This is a genomic window from Ruegeria sp. CDSA033, assembly GCF_059612305.1.
The window spans coordinates 1-18,839 of sequence record NZ_JBXWQI010000019.1 but is presented as its reverse complement, the minus strand read 5'-3'; the positions used below and the strand labels follow the sequence as shown (position 1 = coordinate 18,839).

Here is an 18,839-nt window from a genome sequence, read left to right as displayed (position 1 = left end):
TTGTACAGCTCTGCCAAGACCGGATCGCGCATAGGGCCGCACCGGTTGCCCGGATGCGGCTGTTTGTGTGTCAGCTTATCGCGCGTTTCATCGCCGGGATGTTGCTGATCAGCAGCAAATCGACGGCCAGTACGGTCAGCAAGGTGAGGCCCACCAGCGGGAACGCCATCGCGGTGAACAAGCCGATCAGGACGGCCCCTTTCCACAATGGCAGTTCCGCTGGCATCGGCGGCGCGGCCAGACGTCCGGCCCGTTGGGGACGACGTTTTACCCACAACACAACGCCCGAGACGCAGACGAAGATGACAGACAGGCAGAACACCAGGTTCAGGATAAAGTTCCACATGCCCATCAGACCCATGTGAAACGGGATCCCAATGGCCATGGATTTTCCCATCAGCGAGTAATCCTCATACCGGACATCCGCCAGAATCTTGCCGGTAAATTGGTCCACGTGGACAGTGCGGTCGTTCACCGGATCGGTCGAGTCGCTGCTCATGCTGTCGCGGTTCAGGGTCCAGACACCGTCCTCGCCGCCGGGATAGGCCACACGAAAACGGCCTGTCATGTCCAAAGCGGTGCCAAGGGCCACAAGCGCGTCGATATCGACCTGCGTGCCTTGTGGGACACCGTCGATCCCGGCCTCGGACCCAGAAGCGGGCATGGGCGTTTGTTCCAACGCCCATGGGACATCGTTCTGGTGGCCGTGGTTCATACTGGCGTGGATGTCATCGGACAGGGGGACATTGTCCCATTTTTCGGCCGGAAAGCTGCTCCATGGCTGAACGATCATACCGCCCCAGACGCCCGCCCAGGAGAGGCCCGAGATCAGGAAGACCACCAACAGCCCGGACATCCAGAACCCAATCACAGCGTGCAGTGACCGCCACAATGCGCGGCCGCGTGCGCGCAGATTGGGCACAAAAGCGGCCAAGGTGTTTCCACGCGGCCACCACATGTAAAGACCGGTAAAGACCAAAAGCAGGCTCAGCCCCGCTGCGATTTCAATAATGCGGTCTCCGGTCGTGCCAATCAGAAGGGTCGAGTGAATGTTGTCGGCCAGATCATACCATCCGGCGCGACGATTCCAGACCTGCAGAACCTCTCCGGCGTAAGGATCGACGGCGACAAGACGCTGACCTTCTTCGGTTTTGATGCGAAACACAGTGGCCAGATTATCAGCCTTCGGACCAATCCACTCGGCAACCGTGCCGGGCACCTCGTCAAGGGCGATAAGGGCCTGTTGTGAGGCCGGTAACGCTTGCCCGTGGACATCCACGGCGATTTTTTCGCCGTCGCGACCGTCGAACTGCGTGATGAACATCATCATTAGTCCGGTTACTGCCAGAATGATCAGGAACGGGATGACGAAGATCCCTGCATAAAAGTGCCACCGCCAGGCGGCGAAATAGAATTTTTGCGCAGCAGTGTTCTGCGCCGGGGTATCCCCCAGGTTTTGGCTATCCAGTGCCATTTTTGTTCTCCGGATTCGATTACTGCCCCGCGCAGCGCGTGCACGGGTACAAAAGTGTTGAGGTGAATCAGGAGAAGATGGGTGGCCCCCGCGCATCATAGCGGGCGTAGAACCCGGCACTGCGATGGGTGAAATCACGATGGATCCAGCGTGGCTGGATTTTCGCCGCAAAAGGGACAATCTCACCGACTGACGGCAGGAGTGTATCCGCCGTTAGGCCCGCGAATGGGCACATTGCGCGCGAATCCGTGTCGTCGTGCACAGGATCGCCGGGGTTCAGGTCAACCCATTGTTCGACTGTTCCATCGCCAGTACAGATCACCAGCAGCACTTTCCCATCACTGCCCATCGCGGGCATCCAGCCCTGCGGGATCGCGCCGGTCAGCACAATTGCCAGCAACGTAAGGATTGGGAAAATGCGGCCGATCTGGATCATTCCAGATGTGCGATGATCGAACGAAGGGTCGGAATACCGTCACCCTTTTCGGAAGACGTCAGCACAATCTCCGGATATGCCGCCGGGTGCTTGGACAATGCGCCGCGAACCTGATCCAACACCTTTTGCCGGTCATTGGCCTTGACCTTGTCCGCCTTGGTCATCACGCATTGAAATGTAACGGCGCTGGAATCCAACAGCTTCATGATCTCGGCATCGACCGGCTTCACCCCATGGCGCGAGTCAATCAGGACAAAGGCCCGGCGCAGAGTCTGGCGGCCGCTTAGATACTGTTTCAGCAGCCGCTGCCATTTTTCAACGACCTTCACCGGGGCGTTGGCGTAGCCGTACCCGGGTAGGTCAACCAGATAGAGCTCGGGTCCTTGGGTGAAAAAGTTGATCTCTTGCGTGCGGCCCGGAGTGTTGGACGCGCGTGCCAGACCTTTGGTGCCGGTCAGCGCATTGATCAGGCTGGACTTGCCTACGTTTGAACGTCCGGCAAAGCAGACCTCAAGCCGGTCAGGGGTCGGCAGGCCATTCATTGCGACCACGCCTTTGACAAACTCGGATTGTCCCGCAAACAATTTGCGGCCGCGTTCCAGCGCGAACTTGTCCGGGTCTTCGACCAGTGGAAAGGGTAGGGTGCTCATAACGGATGAACCTTATCGCCAACTGAAATTGCGCCGCCTCGGATAACCTCGGCGTAAACGCCGAAATCCTGATGGCCCCAGCTGTTCAATGTGCCCAGCGTATCCGCATCGCGCACGCCGGTTTTCGGATTTGCCGTTGTCGCCAAACAGCGTCGGATGCGTTCTTTGACATGAAACACGGCCTCACCGATCTGTACTTCGCGACCCAGCCAGTCGAATTCTTCCCACAAGGGCAGGCCATCGAACCAGATGTTGCCACGCCAGCGCTGGATCGACAGATCGCTGCCAAGCTTTTGCCCGACGGCGCGGTGCGATGCCATGTTGCACAGGCTGATCGAGGGGTAATCGCTGTCAGTCATGCCGCGACCCGGCACTCGGATAATCCGGGCTGACGCCGCCCGATCCGCAGGCATCAACGGCTGGACCCAGTCCAGAAAGACCTGCTGTTCCCCATCCGGATTAAATGTCAGATCCGGACGATCTGGGTGTGTCAGAGTTATCGTGTCGCCGTTCAGCTGGGCCGAGATAGCCATCAGTTGCGGTGCTTTCGCCCCTCGACTGAAATTGGCGCAAGGCACCCATTGAGAGCCATCTGCCTTTGACGCCTCATGCGCGACCGCCCAAATGCGATCCCCGGGCATGGTCTGCCCGGGGGTCACTGAAACGGTCTGGAGAGCTTCCCGACCATGACTTTTGATCGGATGCCGCCAGATATGGGTTACTTCAGCATTCATTTGTCGTCCGTTTTGGGCGTCCGCTTGAAGCCGGATTTGATGTTGCCGAACACGTCAGGCTTATAGCCCTGACTACGCATGATCAGGTATTGCTGCGTGAACGTGATCGTGTTGTTCGCGATCCAGTAAACAACCAGTCCGCTGGCAAAGCTGCCCAACATGAACATGAACACCCAAGGCATCCAGGCAAAGATCATCGCCTGAGTCGGGTCAGTTGGTGCCGGGTTCAGCTTTTGCTGCAACCACATCGAGATCCCCAACAGTAAAGGCAGGATACCGATGAAGATCAGTGCCATAAAGGTATCTGGCTGCGGGCCTGCAAAAGGCAGCAATCCAAACAGGTTCATGATCGAAGTCGGATCAGGTGCGCTGAGGTCCTGGAAAGGGCCAAACCAAGGAGCCTGACGCAGTTCGATGGTGACGAAGATCACCTTATACAGCGAGAAGAAGATTGGGATCTGCATCAGGATCGGCAAACAGCCCGCGGCGGGGTTTACCTTTTCCTTCTTGTACAGCTCCATCATGCCCTGCTGCATCTTTTGGCGATCGTCGCCTGCGGCTTCTTTCATGGCCTCCATTTGCGGCTGAAGCTCTTTCATCTTCGCCATCGAGACGTAGGATTTGTACGCCAGCGGGAATAGGATCGCCTTGATGATCAGCGTCAGGCCAATGATCGACCAACCCATGTTGCCGATCAGGGCGTTGATGTTGTGCAGCAGCCAGAAAATCGGCTTGGTCAGGAAGTAGAACCAGCCCCAGTCGATGCTGTCGACGAACTTCTGTACACCGTCAGCCTGATACTCGCGGATGGTTTCCCATTCTTTGGCACCCGCAAATAGTTGGGTGGTGACTTCTTCAGTTGCGCCGGGCGCGACAGTCAGCGTCGGCAGAACCGTTTCGGTCTGATAAATCTTGCGGCGGGCGTCATATTTAGCCGCAGCCTTGAATGCCGATCCCTCTGCAGGGATCAGAGTGGTCATCCAGTAGTGATCGGTAAAGCCGACCCAGCCACCTTCCTTGACCTGAAAGACTTCGGCTTGCGCACGCTCATTCGGGTCAATGTCAAAGTCGCGCACATCGCCATAGTCGATCTCGTCCAGAACGCCGTCAGCCATGACCATAACGCCTTCATGCAGGATGAAGAAGTTTTTCAGATCGGGCAGGTCGCCGTCTTCGCCAATGCCGTGACGGGCCAGGATGCCATATGGGGCCATACCGACCTCGGCCTGGGTATTGTTCTCAACCGACTGGGTGACGGTGAACATATAGTCCTGGTCAACTTCAATAGTGCGGCGGAAGGTCAGGCCCTTGCTGTTGTCCCATTTCAGCGTGACCGGAGTATCGACCCCCAGGGTTTCGCCGTCTTCGATGGTCCACAGCGTATTAGGGCCCGGGACGTCAGCGCCCGCAACACCTGCGCCCGGTGCCCATCCGTACAAGGCATAGTAAGCTGAATCTGAACCAACGGGCGACAGCAGCTCGACAATGGGCGCGCCTTCTTCGATCGAAACTTTGTAATCTTTCAGGAACAGCTCATCAATACGACCGCCGGACAGGGACAGGCTGCCTTTCAGGCGCGGTGTTTCAATCTCGACCCGAGGTGCTTGGGCGTCGGGCTCGATCTCGGTGGCGTCTGCGGTTGCTTCACCAACTGTATTGGTGCCAGCAGCGCTTGGGGTCTGAACCTCTGTACCATCAGTCGCGCTGATCTCGGCAGATTCCGGTGCGGTCGTCGGCTCGGGCGGTGGAAACAGCACGAACCAAACCAGGATCACGAGAAAGCTGAGCGCGGTTGCGAGGATGAGGTTCTTGTTCTGATCGTCCATCGGGGACAGCCACCTTAAGCAGTGAAAGACACCCGCTGGGTTCAACAGAGTGCGGGCCCAAAGGTCAAGCGGAATCGCCCTGTAATTCATCACCGATTGGGGTTCTGTGGCGTTAATTCGCGCCTAAGGACGTGCCTGACGCCCGATTTTCGGCATTCCGTTGAGTTTGTTTTGATGTGCGGCCATCCAGTCCAACGTCTTTTCAAAGGGCATGGGCTTGCCAATTCCAAACCCCTGCACGTGGTCGCAGCCTAGTTGCGCCATAAGTGCATGTTCGCCTTGTGTCTCGACCCCCTCGGCCAGAGTTTCGACATTCAGCCGTTCCGCCATGGTCAAAATCGCGCTGACCAACTGCTGCTGGCTTGCGTCCCGATCCGCTTTTGCCACGAAGGACCGATCGATTTTGATGCGCGAGACGTCAAAGCGCTTGATCGACGCAATGGACGCGTGGCCGGTGCCGAAATCATCGAGGTCAATGCAGCAGCCGAGCTTGGACATGCTTATCACGTTGCGGGTGATCACGTCATCGGGCCGTCTGGAAAACACTGTTTCAAGAATCTCGACGGTCAATCTGTCGGGCGTCAGGTCATTTTGATCCAGCTCCCATTTCAGACGGTCGATCAACGCCGGGTCGCGCAGTTCTTCTGATGAGAAATTCACGCCAATCCGGGGCACGATGACACCGGCGCGGTTCCACTGGTGCATGGCGGCGAAAGCGTGATGGCGCATCACCTGGCCCAAGCGTTCCATCAGATCGGCTTGTTCGGCAAAAGGCAGGAAAACCTGCGGTCCTAACACGCCTTTCTGCGGGTGTTCCCAGCGGGCAAGCGCCTCGAACCCGGTAACGTGGCCGGTGTCGGTGGAAATCTGCGGCTGAAACCAAGGGCGGATTTCGCCGCTATCCAAGGCCGCAATAAGCTCATTGCGCAGGTTGGCGCGCACGCGAGCCCGCCGCTGCGTTTCAGATGAAAAGGCGCGGATGGTTGCAGGGCCGTTTCTTTGCGCTTCGGCCAAGGCTGCATTGGCGGCGTCGATCCACTCGGCAAAGGTGATGTCGGGCAAGGTGGATTGCAGGCAAAACCCGATAGAGCATGACATGTAAACGCTGGTCCCATTCAGCATGATTGGCTCGTCAACAGCGGCCTGAATGCGCCCGGACATCTGAATGCAAGCCTCCAGATCCAGATTCTGCGCGGCGCGCAGGCCGATCGCGATCTTGCCTTGGTCCAGACCTACGGCAATGTCATGTGAGCGGATGACAGAGAGAACGCGGTCGCGGAACTGCTCAGCCATCAGGTTTCCGGCCGCATTGCCGTGCAGATCAAGACACTCAGAAAACCCGTCCAATTCGACCACCATGCAGGCAGCTTCGTGACCGGTGCGTTGGTTTTCCGCGAACAGCGTTTCCATCTCGGCGGCAAATCTATTGAGAGACATGAGGCCGTTATCGTCTTTTTCCCGGTTGCTGGCCTTGTGCGCGGTTGAAACCGCGGCAAACACAAGCGGCAGGGTAAGTGCCACGACAACCAATGCCCGCTCACCACCAATCCAATACGCGGCCAGACTGATCGCAGGCGCGAAAGCCAAGGCGGGCGGGCCGCTTAGCACCATGGCAAGAGAGTCAAAAATTCTGCTGACTGAGATATGTTTCCACATCGGATCTTCGGGCCTCTACCTTGCGTTTGAAACGCTCAGGTCGACCCTAGGAAACCAATCTGAGTCACTCGTTAACGGAGCTGCGGAATTTCGCCCGAATTTTCGTCATTTTCATTCGGTTTGAGTGCAAGATTTTGAAAATCAAACAATTTTGGGTCCAAAAGATGCGACGGACGCGCATTTGTCAGGGCCCGGAACATCACTTGACGGCGTCCGGGGCTGTTCTTTTCCCACTGATCCAAAATCTGTTTGACCTGCTGACGTTGCAACCCATCCTGACTGCCGCAGAGGTCGCAGGGGATAATCGGATAGTTCATCGAGGTCGCGAATTTCTCGCAATCGGCCTCAGCCACATGGGCGAGGGGGCGGAAGACGAACAAATCGCCTTCTTCGTTCACCAGCTTGGGCGGCATGGTGGCCAGTCGCCCGCCATGGAACAGGTTCATGAAGAACGTCTCAAGGATATCGTCGCGGTGATGGCCCAGTACGACGGCCGAGCATCCCTCTTCCCGCGCAATGCGGTACAGGTTGCCTCGGCGCAGGCGCGAGCACAGGGCGCAAAAGGTACGGCCTTGCGGAACCTTGTCCATGACGATGGAATAGGTGTCCTGATATTCGATGCGATGCGGAACGCCCATGCGTTCCAGAAACTCAGGCAGGACGGTGGCCGGAAATCCGGGCTGACCCTGATCCAGATTACAGGCCAACAGATCAACCGGCAGCAGGCCGCGCCATTTCAGCTCATAGAGAACCGCCAACAGGGTATAGCTGTCCTTGCCGCCCGAAAGACAGACCAGCCAGCGGGGCGGTTTGCCGTCCTTGTCATGCGCCGAAGCGCTCACCATCCCGTACTGCTCGATGGCCTCACGAGTCTGGCGCACGATGCGTTTGCGCAGCTTTTTGAACTCGGTGGTCGAGGGTGCGCCAGCAAAGAGCGGGTGGATATCTTCAGCTTCGTCAAACATGCGCAGCCCCTACAGCAGTTGAGGCAACCGGGCAAGTGGCCGGGTCAGCCCAGGCGAGCCAGCAAGGCGTCCGTATCCAGCCCGGACACGGATCCGGGGATGCGGCCGCTGTTGCCTAATAGCCTTGTGGCGATGAACCCATCTGCAACGGCCGCAGGTGCGCGACGCAATAGCTGAGCGGCTGTCAGCAGCAATGCTGTACGTTCGGCAAACCAACGGGCCTCACTCTCGGGCGGTAGCCCGGGCCACTGATCACGATGCGCCTTGAGCGCGGTGTCATAGCCGTGGTCGACACCAGTTGCGGTATCCAGTTCGGCCTGCAGGACCTCAGCGGCCAGCGGGTCGCGAGATAAGCTGCGCAGAATGTCGAGACAGATCACATTACCCGACCCCTCCCAAATACCGTTCAGCGGGGCTTCGCGATACAGCAGGGGCAGGGACGTGTCTTCGACATAGCCCATGCCACCCAGCACCTCCATCGCCTCAACCACTACGGCCGGGCACCGCTTGTTGTTCAGGAACTTGGCCAAAGCGACACTGATGCGGGCAAAGGCCCTATCCTCGGGCGATTGGCTGTCGAACGCCTGCGCGACACGCATGCCCAAAGTCAGGGCACCTTCCCAATCCAATACGAGATCTGCCAGCACAGCGCGCATCAAGGGCTGATCAATCAATCGGCGCTGAAAGGCGCTGCGGTGGGTGACCCAATGATACGCCTCGGTGAGTGCTGCGCGCATCAGGCCTGCCGGGGCCACGGCCGTATCCAGCCGGGTGTGATGGACCATCTCGATAATTGTCCGAACGCCCGCGCCTTCGTCACCCAATTGGTAAGCCAGTGCATCGTGATATTCGATTTCGGCCGAGGCGTTGGATCTGTTGCCCAGCTTGTCTTTTAGTCGCATCAGGTGAATGGCGTTGCGTTCACCGTCCAGCCAGCGGGGGGCGAGGAAACAGGTCAACCCACCGGGCGCTTGTGCCAACGTCAGAAAACCGTCCGACATGGGGGCCGAGCAGAACCATTTATGCCCGCGCAGGCGCCAATGCTCTCCGTCCTGGCTGGCAACAGTGGTATTGGCGCGCACGTCCGAGCCGCCCTGCTTTTCGGTCATTGCCATGCCCAATGTGGCGCTGGCCTTTTGTTCAATCGGTTTCTTCGCCGGATCATACCTGCGCGCCATGAGCTTAGGTCGCCACACGGAGGCGATCTGTTCATTGGCCCCAAGGGCCGGGATCGCCGCATATGTCATTGTCAATGGGCAGCAATGGCCGGGCTCAACCTGGCTGGCCATATATATCATCGCGGCGTGGGTCGCGTGGCCGCCGGGCTGACCGTCCCAGGCCAAGGCCGCATAGCCAGCAGATTGGCTGATCTGCATCATCTCATGATAGGCGGGATGAAATCGTACCTCGTCCAAACGCCTGCCGCCCTGATCGAACAATCGCAATTCGGGGAGGTGCCGATAGGCCTCACGCCCCAGCTCGCGGGTTTCCGTCTGTCCCAACGTTTCCCCGTAAGCCGCCAGAGGCGCTTCGCGCCCGCCCGTGAAATGCACGGCGTTTCGCAGGACGGGATCTGCAGACCAAAGGTTAGAATCCCCGCGCACAGGCGGCTGATTCAATACGTCATGTGTCGGCAGGGAATGGCGGGCGTCGGATGTCATCTGAACCTCGGACAGTACGAATTCAAGTGTTCAGCGCATGTCCGAATGGGTCAAGTCTGACGGAGGGTCATAAAGATCAGCTGTCATCTTCCTTGCGGCTTGGCACGGGGTCGTACCCATCGCCGCCCCAGGGATGGCATCGGCCAATCCGCCGTGCCGCCAGCCAGCTTCCCTTGATGGCCCCATGCTTTTCCAATGCTTCCAGCGCATAGGCCGAGCAGGTGGGCTGGTATCGGCAATTGAAGCCAACCCAGGGACTGAAGACCAGCCGATAGGCCCTGACAGGCAGAGCCACGATATGAGAGAAGAGGGTCATTTCCGCCCGCTGTGCACTTTGCGAAGCGCATAACGCAGATCGTCCAGAAGCGCCTCATAGGGTCGAGCGGCTGTGGTTTCGGCCCGACCAATCAGGACGTAATCCCACCCGTCAAGGCCATTGACGGGCAGAACAGCCCGCGCGGCCTCGCGCAACCTGCGCTTGGCGCGGTTGCGGGCAACGGCATTGCCGACTTTCTTGGAGCAGGTAAAACCAACCCGAATTCCAGCTGCTTCATCCGGGGTACGTTTGCGAGCCTGCACCATCATCGAGGATGTGCCCTGCCTGCGGGCACGCGCTGCCTTAAGGAAATCAGATCGTTTCCTGAGAACGGTCAAAGTTTCAGGCGCGCAAACGGACGCCGCCGGGGGCGTTTCCCCGGGCTGGTTCTTACCATCCACGAGGGGCCTCCGGCGGCGTCATGTTCATAACCTGATCGGTGAGCGGTTTACGCGCTCAGCGACTTGCGGCCGCGTGCGCGGCGCGAGTTCAGGATTTTGCGGCCGGCCTTAGTGGCCATGCGCGCGCGGAAACCGTGGCGGCGTTTGCGAACCAGGTTCGAAGGCTGATAGGTGCGTTTCATCGCTCCGTCTCCAATCTATGCGGTCGGGTGCAGCGCGGATTCGCCTGCCCGTGGTGTTCGAAGCCCGTCCTCTACTGGGTAGTGGGGGTTAAGTCAAACCCCTAGGTGGGGGTTTTCGCGGCTTTTGCAACAATTCTGTAATCGGGTCGGGCAAAAGGTTTCAAAACAGCGGGATTATCGCCCCAAACCCTCACATCCCCTACCAAAAACATCAAGGCAGCGTGAGCCCCCTGTTGCGTAGGCCGCAAGCAGCGCATGTTGGGGTCAGAATGAAACGTAACAAACCGGACAGCCTTATGAGCGAAACGACTCAGGCACCGCGCAATGGGTTGGCGCGGCATATTCCATTGCTGGTGATTCTCGCCGTTGCTGCGGTGGGATTCTTCACACTGGGCGACTACCTGACTTTTGAGACCCTGCGCGACAATCGTGAGGCGCTATTGGCCTGGCGCGACGCCAACTACTGGGCGATGGCGGCAGCTTTCGTTGGCATTTACATTGTCATCGTCGCATTTTCGCTGCCGGGTGCCGCAGTGGCGTCAATGACTGGTGGGTTTCTTTTCGGCCTGTTCGCCGGAACCGTGTTCAACGTGTTTGCGGCAACTATCGGAGCCTCTGCAATCTTTCTGGCGGCACGCTGGGGGTTGGGCGAATCCCTGACCAAACGGCTTGAGTCCTCGGAAGGGACGATCAAGAAGCTGAAAGACGGGCTACGCGAGAATGAGATCTCGGTGCTGTTTCTATTGCGTCTTGTTCCCGTTGTGCCGTTCTTTGTGGCCAATCTGGTGCCTGCGCTGGTTGGCGTGAGGTTCCGCAATTTCCTGATCACCACCGCGCTGGGCATTATCCCGGGCGGAATCGTCTACACCTGGATCGGTGTCGGGCTGGGTGGTGTGTTCGACAGGGGCGAAACACCTGATGTATCGCTGTTATGGGAACCATTTGTGATTGGCCCGATCATCGGCTTGTGTGTGCTGGCCACGCTGCCAATTGTCATCAAATCCCTGCGTGGCCGAAAGGACCGCTGAAATCATGCAAGAAATGAAAACCGACATCCTGGTGATTGGCGCCGGGTCCGGGGGGCTGTCAGTCGCTGCGGGCGCCAGCCAGATGGGGGCCGATGTGATTCTGCTGGAAGGTCACAAGATGGGTGGCGATTGCCTCAATTTCGGCTGTGTCCCTTCCAAGGCTCTGATTGCCAGCGGCAAGGCAGCTTATGGTCAGGCACATTCTGCCGCGCTGGGCGTGGCTGACGTGGTACCGCAGGTCGACTACGCCGCCGCCAAAGACCACGTTCACGATGTTATCGCTCAGATCGAGCCGATGGACAGTCAGGAACGGTTTGAAGGTTTCGGCGTGAAGGTGATCCGGGAGTTCGGCAGCTTCGTCTCTCCGACACAGGTGCAGGCGGGCGACAATTTGATCACCGCACGGCGCGTGGTGATCGCGACGGGTTCTTCGCCGCTGGTACCGCCGATTCCGGGGTTGGATCAGGTGCCATTCTATACCAACGAGACGATCTTTGACCTGCGCGACAAGCCTGAACATCTTTTGATCATTGGTGGCGGACCGATCGGGATGGAGATGGCGCAAGCGCATGTCCGACTGGGCTGCAAGGTCACGGTTGTCGAAGGCCTGAAGGCGCTGGGCAAGGATGACCCCGAGGCCGCCGCGGTCGTTCTGGACAGCTTGCGCGCCGAAGGGGTGGTTATCCATGAACAGGCTATGGTCGCCCAGATCCGCGACAACAAAGGGGCAGTAGAAATTGTGACCGAAGCAGGTGAGATCTATACGGGGTCTCATCTGCTGCTGGCCGCCGGGCGAAAAGCCAACACAGACCGTTTGAACCTAAAGGCTGCCGGGATTGAACCATCCCGCAGCGGGATCAAGGTCGACGATACGCTGCGCACGACGAACCGCAAAGTTTACGCCATTGGCGATGTTGCTGGTGGTCTTCAATTCACTCATGTCGCTGGATATCACGCAGGGATCATCATCCGTTCCGCGTTGTTTGGCCTGCCCTCGAAGGCAAAAACCGCACATATCCCTCAGGCGACCTACACCGACCCGGAATTGGCGCAGGTGGGCCTGACCGAGGCTCAGGCCCGCGAACACCATGGTGACAAGGTAGAAATCGCTCGTTTTGATTACCACCATAACGACCGCGCAATTTCTGAGCGGAAAACCAAAGGGTTCATCAAGGTCATGGTCGTAAAGGGCCGGCCTGTGGGGGCTACAATCGTGGGGCATCAGGCCGGAGAACTGATCAACTTGTGGTCGCTTGCGTTGGCCAATAACCTGAAGATGGGGCAGATCGCCGCGATGGTTTCGCCCTATCCGACGATCGGAGAGCTTAACAAACGGGTGGCGGGTGCCTATTTCTCGCCAAGGCTGTTTGAGAATCAGATGGTTAAACAAGTGGTCAGGTTCGTCCAACGCTGGATGCCCTAGCCAAGAAGGGAGAGCAGATTGAATTCGCTGTCGGGCCGATTTCTGATCCTGACGACGGTCTTCGTGATGTTGGCCGAGATTTTGATCTTTGTTCCTTCAATCGCGCGCTTTCGCGAAGATTTCCTGCTGAACCGGCTTGAGCGCGCGCAGATCGCGTCATTGGCGCTGCTGGCTGACGATATGCTGGCCGAAGACCTTGAGGCCGAATTGCTGGCCAACGCGGGTGTCTATAACGTCGTGCTGCGCCGCGATGAGGTGCGCCAGCTTATGCTGTCATCGCCCATCCCGGAACAGATCACTAGGACATACGATCTGCGAGACGCAGGGCCCTGGGTGTTGATGCGCGACGCGCTGGCGCGACTGTTCACCACTGAGAACGAAGTCATCCGCGTGATTGGGGAACCCGTCAAAGGGGCAGGTCTGCTGATTGAAGTCACCATAGACAGCATGCCGCTGCGAATGGCGATGACCGACTATGGCCTGCGCATTCTGGGGCTGTCCTTCGTAATTTCCATCATCACCGCGTTCTTTTTGTTTTTGGCCGTGCGCGTCGTTCTGGTGAAACCGATCAAAAGTGTTGTTGGTTATATGCAGCGCTATGCAGGGGCACCCGAAGACGCGAGAGGAATCATCTCTCCCAACTCCAAAGTGACCGAACTTCGTGAGGCCGAGGAGGCGCTGCAGCAATTGCAGACCGAGCTGACGCAGGCCTTGAAGCAACGTGAACGGCTGGCGCAACTGGGCGGCGCGGTGGCCAAGGTCAGCCACGATTTGCGGAACATACTGACTTCGGCACAGCTCTTTACCGACCGGATTGAGACCAGCGACGATCCCTTGGTGCGGCGTATGGCGCCCAAGCTGGTGAACTCGATCACACGGGCAGTGTCGTTGTGCGAAAGCACGCTGGCCTTCGGACGTGCGGAAGAACCTGCGCCAACACTGACCATGGTGCACATGCATGATGTTGCCGCCGATGTTGTTGCCAGCGAACAGTTGGCTGTTGCGGATGCCTGCGTCGAGATCGTGAACGACGTGCCCAAAGACCTTGTGGCCCGGGCAGACCCAGAGCAGATATTCCGTGTCATGATGAACCTTGTGCGCAATGCGCGTCAGGCCTTGGTGGCATCCGGGAAGCCGGGAAACATCACGATCGCCGGCTGCGTGTATAAAGACGACTGGTGCGTCGAGATCAGGGATAACGGCCCCGGATTACCGCCCAAAGCGCGTGAGAACCTGTTCACTCCCTTTCAGGGCGGGGTGCGTAAGGGTGGCTCTGGGCTGGGGCTTGCCATCTCGCAGGAGCTGGTGCGTGGGCATGGCGGAGACCTGATACTGGCGCATACCGGGCCCGAGGGGACAACCTTTGAAATCAGGCTTCCGCGGGGCGATGGGACTTTTTAAAAACTTTTTGAAGAATCGACTTGCGTGTCCCGAACACCGGGTCTAAATACCGCCTCACCAACGCGGACCGATAGCTCAGCTGGATAGAGTACTTGACTACGAATCAAGGGGTCGGGGGTTCGAATCCTCCTCGGTCCGCCACTAATTCCAAAAACGCGCGCAAACTCAATGAGTTGCGCGCGTTTTTGTCTAATTGGGCATGCTGGTTAGACAGCTTCACCTCATTGGAAATGTTTGCGGTTGGACATCGCTTGGCTGGAAGCCAGTAATTTTCCTCTTTCATGTGTGCATCCCGCATCAGTTTTTGCCGCTAATCCAGAACTGTTTCCAGTGTGTTGCCTGAGCGATAAATCTGATCATCATATTCAAAGCTACAGAAATTCGCCTGTCTCCAGAGCCGATGGAGTCAGCGCCTTTTTTCGGTCAACGCCTCGGATGTACCGCTCGATTTCCGCCAAAGTTTCGTGCCCGCTCCAAGCCGCGATTTCTTTGCTTCCGGCACCGTTTTCCGCGTGCAAGATCATACGGCTCTTGCGCAAGCCATGTGAGGTTTTGCCTATTAACCCAGCCTTTCGTGCAGCATTCGCAAACCATTGAGATGCGCCTTTTGCGGATCGAACATTGCCCTGAGCAGTTAAAAGCCATGTAGTTTCACGTGTGGGCATCGCTTCGATCGCCTTCAGCAAATGCTCCAAATCGGAAGGTTTCGCGAATCTGGGGAGGGCTCGATACATGGGAACGGATACTTCAGAGCCTGTTTTTTGTTGAACAAAGTTCAGCCATCCTGCCTCATCGACACTTCCTGGACCGAGGGTGCGAGTGTCGGATATACGGGCGCCCGCCCAATACTGAAGTTCGAACGCAAGGCGTTGTTTAGTCCCGAGTGCCCAATACTCACGATACTGAGCAATATCTGCCAAAGTCCAAGGTTTGTGACCTCCAGTGTTGAGTTCAGGATTGGCTTTTATCCCTTCCGTTGCCTTGAAAGAAACGATGCCACTCTTGAGAGCGTATTCCGTGAGATATCGCCAGGTCTTGAGGCGCTGGTTGCCTGGATTGCGCTCGAGCTTGTCCATCTGAAACTCGATGTGTTTTCGCTTGATGGACGAAAATGGAAGCTTTGCGATCGCCTTTTTGTTTTCTTCGCACAGGCGCGTCATGTCGCGCCGAAGAGTGTCTTGATAACCTGTGCTGAGATCTCTGAATTTCCGCGAACCCATGAACTTCTTGCAAATGTCCGCTACGCTTCTCGGAATAACTTTCTCCGGCTCGGATTTCTTTTTGGTGCTATCTTCTGCAGCCAGATAGGCATGGAGAAAATCCGGATGATTTTCCGGAATATCCGAAGGGAGGCGAATTCCGGTGGCGCGATGATAGACGTAGACTTTTCCTTTAACGGGGTATCTTTTCAACCCGGGCAACTTCATTCCGCTGCGATACCGAACGCGTGATCCGCGTTGTTTTGTGCTTCCCATATACTGTCTCCTTCGTAGGGTAAATTATCGGCGTATGCGTCCAGATCTCGGATGTCGTAGAGAACGTTCCCTTCGTCTCGACGACGCGGAATATCCAACCCACGCAATTTGCTTGGAGAAATTCCAAGATAGTGCGCTGCGGCCGGCGCCTGCATTAGTCGCGGGGCAAAGGCAAAGTTCCGAGACATGGTGTCTTACGTGGTTCCGACTTACTTCGTTGCGTTCAGAGCGGTCGCTTGCGCGTCCGTGCATTAGAAATCGGAGTTGCCACCAAAATCGGTAGATGGGTTTGATTCAGTTTCTTTGATTGCGCGCTTCGGACGGGACAAAAATTGCCGCTATAAAAAACTGAAACAAACACCTCTTGAATCTGGACGCGTTAAATCCAAAGCCGTTAGTTGCGTCTTTAACGCACTGAAATTAGGTTATTATTCCGAGCCAGTTTGCATGCTCAAACTTTCTTGGTAACAAAGAAAAGAGCATTGTTGGGGCAACTTCACTCTTTCTACCAGCCCATAGGTAGATTTTTGGTTCGCTCTGGACGGTGAGGTTAGCAAGGTTCACAAACATTGATTTTCAAGGTCTGAAAGATGTTCGCTATTAGTGATAAACGCCCAGGAATCTCGCTGAGAAAGAGAGAATATGAAACTGAGATAGGGGAAACTGTCGAAACGACCCTTGAGACTTCTTCCTCGGGCTCATTCGCAGGCGGATAAAAATCGGCCAATCATCTCTTCGGACGGCATATCACCTGCTGGCGTCTCCAGTGCCTCCACCTCTTCCATTGAAATTCCGGAACGAACAACAACTTCGTCTCGCGTAAGGCCAGCGCGCTTTCTTGCAGCCATCAATTCAAGCGCGAGGCGCCTTTTCGGTTCGGTCTGGTCCAGGTACTCCTTGAGACCTGGACGGCTGTCGATGATGTCTTGACGGATTTTATTGAGAGTCATGCACATCCCCCTTTCTTCAATTTTCTCAGCATCTCCATCTTTTCGTGCGCGCTCGCGGCGTCATCCCTCATTATGATCTCAAAGGTATCACGCCCTTCACACTTGATCGGGATGCCAATCACCGGCAATGCGGCTTCAATGAAGGTCCTTGCTGAAGGTATGACACTCGAGTGGAGGTGAAACACTATAAACGAAGAAACTGAATTTGGGTCAGATCCAGAGTGCTGCTCGAAACGAACATACCCGCCCTCAAATCTGTCTGCGACAATGTCATTCAGAATCCGCAGTTTGACACTACGCGCCTCTATAGCCAGTCGAGTCTCTTCTGTAAGCTCCCTAAATTTGATTGTTTTTTTAGTCATTGAAACGCTCCGTTTGCATCTTAGGTTCCAGCACCAAGAACTCACTGCTTTGCAGCAAAAGCCTCATATTCAGGAGTCGGGTGCGCCATCTCCAGCAATGATCGGCGTGTGTTCCTCTACTTCTTTTGTGCTGAGTGGGTTCTTGTCTCGTTGTTTTGAGAAGAGCCCCAAGAAGCTTCAAGGGGCTCTGTCTTGTTCTTTCTGCGGCGACGTTCGCCTTCAATCGCCTAAGTCCAAGGCAATCCTGTTAGCTCGGCGCCGGTCGAGAAGAGATCGGCGGGCATCCCGGAAAGTTTTCCAACTTTCGGTCAGACGACGTAGCCGTTCTTGACCGACGTGAATCACGAGGTCGTACCGGGTGTCTTCCCTAACGGCATAATCCCCGTAACCTGGTTGAATCGCGTTGAGCGCTTCGGCGATTACACTTTCGATCGCTATCCAGACGTCTTCATCCTCGAAAGACAATATGTCCCTCTGCATTAGGCGCTCCAACGTATCGCGGATTTGCAGATGTGCTGCCCCCACCAATTCGGGTCCATACTGGTTCCAGTCTTCGGCGAATTGTCGCCCCGTTCGAATTGCTCGAAACGCGAGGAATTGAAGGGAAGGGAGATCGGTCACAGAATTTTTCATGTGTAACTCCCCAACTCAGGCTGCCAATTCGAGTTCGAACAGGGGATTGTCTGCCTCTTCATCGACGGCCCGCATATGATCGAGCAGACTGTCTGACAGTAGGCACAGCTGTTCGACGACAGGATCCTCCGGATTTATGTCCGCAAAGAGGACTGTTTCGATCCGATCCGGGTGACCGACATCCTGGAGCGTGAGCAGTCGATGTAGCGCAATTAAATCCATCTTTGCGCGGCGGGTAAGAGTGCGCTGCGTTGCCAGGTGATCGGTTAAGAACTGTACCCGCTTAAGCGCGAGAGATCCCCCCAACAGCAAAGCGGCGTTTTGCAGTGCCATATTGAATTCTTGTACGAAAATGAGAAGAGCCCGGGTGGCTGAAGTGTTTTGATTTTGCATTGATATGCTCTCACTGTTTGCTGTCGTCTCCTGGGACGACCAAGGCTCTGAACGCGGTATCTAATTTGTCTCATCTCATAGTTTCTTTCCTTTGTTTGGATGCACCTTTCGGGCGCGGTCTCACACCGGGGACTGTGCCCGAAAGTGCCATTCCGAACTCGAAAGAACTTGGAATACTTGCTTACAGCTGAGCCTCCCCAACTGAACTGGTCCACCGTTATGTTTAGGAAACGGAGGACCAAGAATGGCAGACAAGAGACCGAAGCCCGAAGAGATTGTCTCGAAGTTACGGCAGGTTGGAGTTCTTATGAGGCAGGGGACGCCCAATCTTGATGCGATCAGGCAGATCGGCGTTATTGAACAGACTTATTACCGTTGGCGAAAGAAGTACGGTGGAATGGGTGTAGATCAGTTGAAAGAACTGAAGCGGCTTCAGAAAGAGAACGAGCGGCTGAGAAAGGCCGTGTCTGATGTGACACTGGACAAGTTGATCTTGACGGAGGCTGTAATGGAAATCTTCTGAGCCCCGCGTGTCGCCGGAGCTGTATCGAGCACGTTCGATGTTAGTTCAGAGTATCGGGACGTCGTGCTTTTTGTGTCCTTTCTCTGTGGATCGGAAGCTGTCCAGGTCCAAGGAGAAAAGTGGTTCGAGAATCCAGCCGACGATATCTTTCTCATTGTTCAAAAAAACACTTAGGCGGAGTCGATGTCTTCAAATGTTAAAAACATAAATCTTTGTACTCTGTCAGCCGAGTTTGTCACGGAGAAGATATTAGTGGTTTGGTTGATGTTTTTTCCTAGGGTCAGGACCCATTGATTTCCGCTTGGCTGCGTGATTCACGGTTCGAAAATCGAGCGGTGACCATGTCTGAT

The 18,839-nt window shown here is 56.4% G+C and carries 19 protein-coding genes, 1 tRNA gene and 2 pseudogenes; 5 read left to right on the top strand and 17 right to left on the bottom strand.

Annotation, left to right across the window (positions count from 1 at the left end):
* Positions 1-70: 70 nt before the first annotated feature.
* From AC2FLA_RS18760 to rpmH, 11 genes and pseudogenes are all read right to left on the bottom strand, one after another.
* Positions 71-1,474: a PepSY-associated TM helix domain-containing protein gene (locus AC2FLA_RS18760; protein ID WP_496724304.1), complete on the bottom strand. Its 1,404-nt coding sequence runs from the start codon at positions 1,472-1,474 to the stop codon at positions 71-73.
* Positions 1,475-1,541: 67 nt separating this feature from the next.
* The gene (locus tag AC2FLA_RS18755; RefSeq protein ID WP_496724302.1) at positions 1,542-1,910 is read right to left on the bottom strand and encodes a DUF2946 family protein; all 369 of its coding nucleotides are present in this window, start codon (positions 1,908-1,910) and stop codon (positions 1,542-1,544) included.
* The gene (gene yihA / locus AC2FLA_RS18750) at positions 1,907-2,560 is read right to left on the bottom strand and encodes a ribosome biogenesis GTP-binding protein YihA/YsxC (RefSeq protein ID WP_058276193.1); all 654 of its coding nucleotides are present in this window, start codon (positions 2,558-2,560) and stop codon (positions 1,907-1,909) included. Before yihA ends, AC2FLA_RS18755 begins: the two co-directional genes overlap by 4 nt.
* Positions 2,557-3,294, bottom strand: coding sequence for an MOSC domain-containing protein (locus AC2FLA_RS18745; RefSeq protein WP_496724300.1), 738 nt, complete (start codon positions 3,292-3,294; stop codon positions 2,557-2,559). The genes yihA and AC2FLA_RS18745 overlap by 4 nt, the downstream gene beginning before the upstream one ends.
* Positions 3,291-5,120, bottom strand: a complete 1,830-nt coding sequence (yidC, locus tag AC2FLA_RS18740; protein ID WP_496724298.1) for a membrane protein insertase YidC — start codon at positions 5,118-5,120, stop codon at positions 3,291-3,293. Before yidC ends, AC2FLA_RS18745 begins: the two co-directional genes overlap by 4 nt.
* A 123-nt stretch (positions 5,121-5,243) precedes the next feature.
* Entirely contained in the window at positions 5,244-6,776 is a 1,533-nt protein-coding gene (locus AC2FLA_RS18735; RefSeq protein ID WP_496724296.1) for a putative bifunctional diguanylate cyclase/phosphodiesterase, read from the bottom strand.
* A 71-nt stretch (positions 6,777-6,847) separates the two neighbouring features.
* Complete coding sequence (gene ttcA / locus AC2FLA_RS18730; protein WP_496724294.1) at positions 6,848-7,741, bottom strand: tRNA 2-thiocytidine(32) synthetase TtcA; 894 nt, start codon at positions 7,739-7,741, stop codon at positions 6,848-6,850.
* Between the two features lie 44 nt (positions 7,742-7,785).
* Complete coding sequence (locus tag AC2FLA_RS18725; RefSeq protein WP_496724292.1) at positions 7,786-9,402, bottom strand: acyl-CoA dehydrogenase family protein; 1,617 nt, start codon at positions 9,400-9,402, stop codon at positions 7,786-7,788.
* Positions 9,403-9,478: 76 nt separating this feature from the next.
* Positions 9,479-9,718 (bottom strand): membrane protein insertion efficiency factor YidD, encoded by a 240-nt coding sequence (gene yidD / locus AC2FLA_RS18720; protein ID WP_282171074.1) that lies wholly within the window; start codon positions 9,716-9,718, stop codon positions 9,479-9,481.
* Positions 9,715-10,141, bottom strand: a pseudogene (gene rnpA / locus AC2FLA_RS18715) (ribonuclease P protein component). Before rnpA ends, yidD begins: the two are co-directional and overlap by 4 nt.
* A gap of 25 nt (positions 10,142-10,166) precedes the next feature.
* Entirely contained in the window at positions 10,167-10,301 is a 135-nt protein-coding gene (gene rpmH, locus AC2FLA_RS18710; RefSeq protein ID WP_005632162.1) for a 50S ribosomal protein L34, read from the bottom strand.
* Between the two features lie 296 nt (positions 10,302-10,597).
* Here rpmH and AC2FLA_RS18705 point away from each other — a divergent pair, with 296 nt between their 5' ends.
* The 4 genes from AC2FLA_RS18705 to AC2FLA_RS18690 all read left to right on the top strand — a co-directional run bounded on the left by AC2FLA_RS18705 (position 10,598) and on the right by AC2FLA_RS18690 (position 14,294).
* Positions 10,598-11,329, top strand: coding sequence for a TVP38/TMEM64 family protein (locus AC2FLA_RS18705; RefSeq protein WP_432653424.1), 732 nt, complete (start codon positions 10,598-10,600; stop codon positions 11,327-11,329).
* A gap of 4 nt (positions 11,330-11,333) precedes the next feature.
* Complete coding sequence (locus AC2FLA_RS18700) at positions 11,334-12,752, top strand: dihydrolipoyl dehydrogenase family protein (RefSeq protein ID WP_496724290.1); 1,419 nt, start codon at positions 11,334-11,336, stop codon at positions 12,750-12,752.
* 18 nt (positions 12,753-12,770) lie between these two features.
* Entirely contained in the window at positions 12,771-14,153 is a 1,383-nt protein-coding gene (locus AC2FLA_RS18695) for an ATP-binding protein (protein WP_496724288.1), read from the top strand.
* A gap of 64 nt (positions 14,154-14,217) precedes the next feature.
* Positions 14,218-14,294 (top strand) — tRNA-Arg (locus AC2FLA_RS18690).
* Positions 14,295-14,524: 230 nt separating this feature from the next.
* Here the strand turns inward: AC2FLA_RS18690 and AC2FLA_RS18685 are convergent.
* From AC2FLA_RS18685 to AC2FLA_RS18660, 6 genes are all read right to left on the bottom strand, one after another.
* On the bottom strand, positions 14,525-15,580 hold the full coding sequence (locus AC2FLA_RS18685) for a site-specific integrase (RefSeq protein WP_496724286.1): 1,056 nt from the start codon (positions 15,578-15,580) through the stop codon (positions 14,525-14,527).
* Positions 15,577-15,816, bottom strand: coding sequence for a DNA-binding protein (locus tag AC2FLA_RS18680; protein ID WP_496724284.1), 240 nt, complete (start codon positions 15,814-15,816; stop codon positions 15,577-15,579). Before AC2FLA_RS18680 ends, AC2FLA_RS18685 begins: the two co-directional genes overlap by 4 nt.
* A gap of 510 nt (positions 15,817-16,326) precedes the next feature.
* Positions 16,327-16,578 (bottom strand): helix-turn-helix domain-containing protein, encoded by a 252-nt coding sequence (locus AC2FLA_RS18675; RefSeq protein WP_496724282.1) that lies wholly within the window; start codon positions 16,576-16,578, stop codon positions 16,327-16,329.
* Positions 16,575-16,940, bottom strand: coding sequence for a hypothetical protein (locus tag AC2FLA_RS18670; protein WP_496724280.1), 366 nt, complete (start codon positions 16,938-16,940; stop codon positions 16,575-16,577). Before AC2FLA_RS18670 ends, AC2FLA_RS18675 begins: the two co-directional genes overlap by 4 nt.
* Before the next feature lie 219 nt (positions 16,941-17,159).
* Positions 17,160-17,573 carry a hypothetical protein gene (locus AC2FLA_RS18665; protein WP_496724278.1) on the bottom strand — a complete coding sequence of 138 codons (414 nt, stop codon included), beginning with the start codon at positions 17,571-17,573 and terminating at the stop codon, positions 17,160-17,162.
* Between the two features lie 15 nt (positions 17,574-17,588).
* Positions 17,589-17,966 carry a hypothetical protein gene (locus AC2FLA_RS18660; protein ID WP_496724276.1) on the bottom strand — a complete coding sequence of 126 codons (378 nt, stop codon included), beginning with the start codon at positions 17,964-17,966 and terminating at the stop codon, positions 17,589-17,591.
* Between the two features lie 244 nt (positions 17,967-18,210).
* Between AC2FLA_RS18660 and AC2FLA_RS18655 the strand changes: the two are divergent.
* A pseudogene (locus tag AC2FLA_RS18655) lies at positions 18,211-18,530 on the top strand (transposase); the annotation flags it as partial.
* Positions 18,531-18,839: the final 309 nt, after the last annotated feature.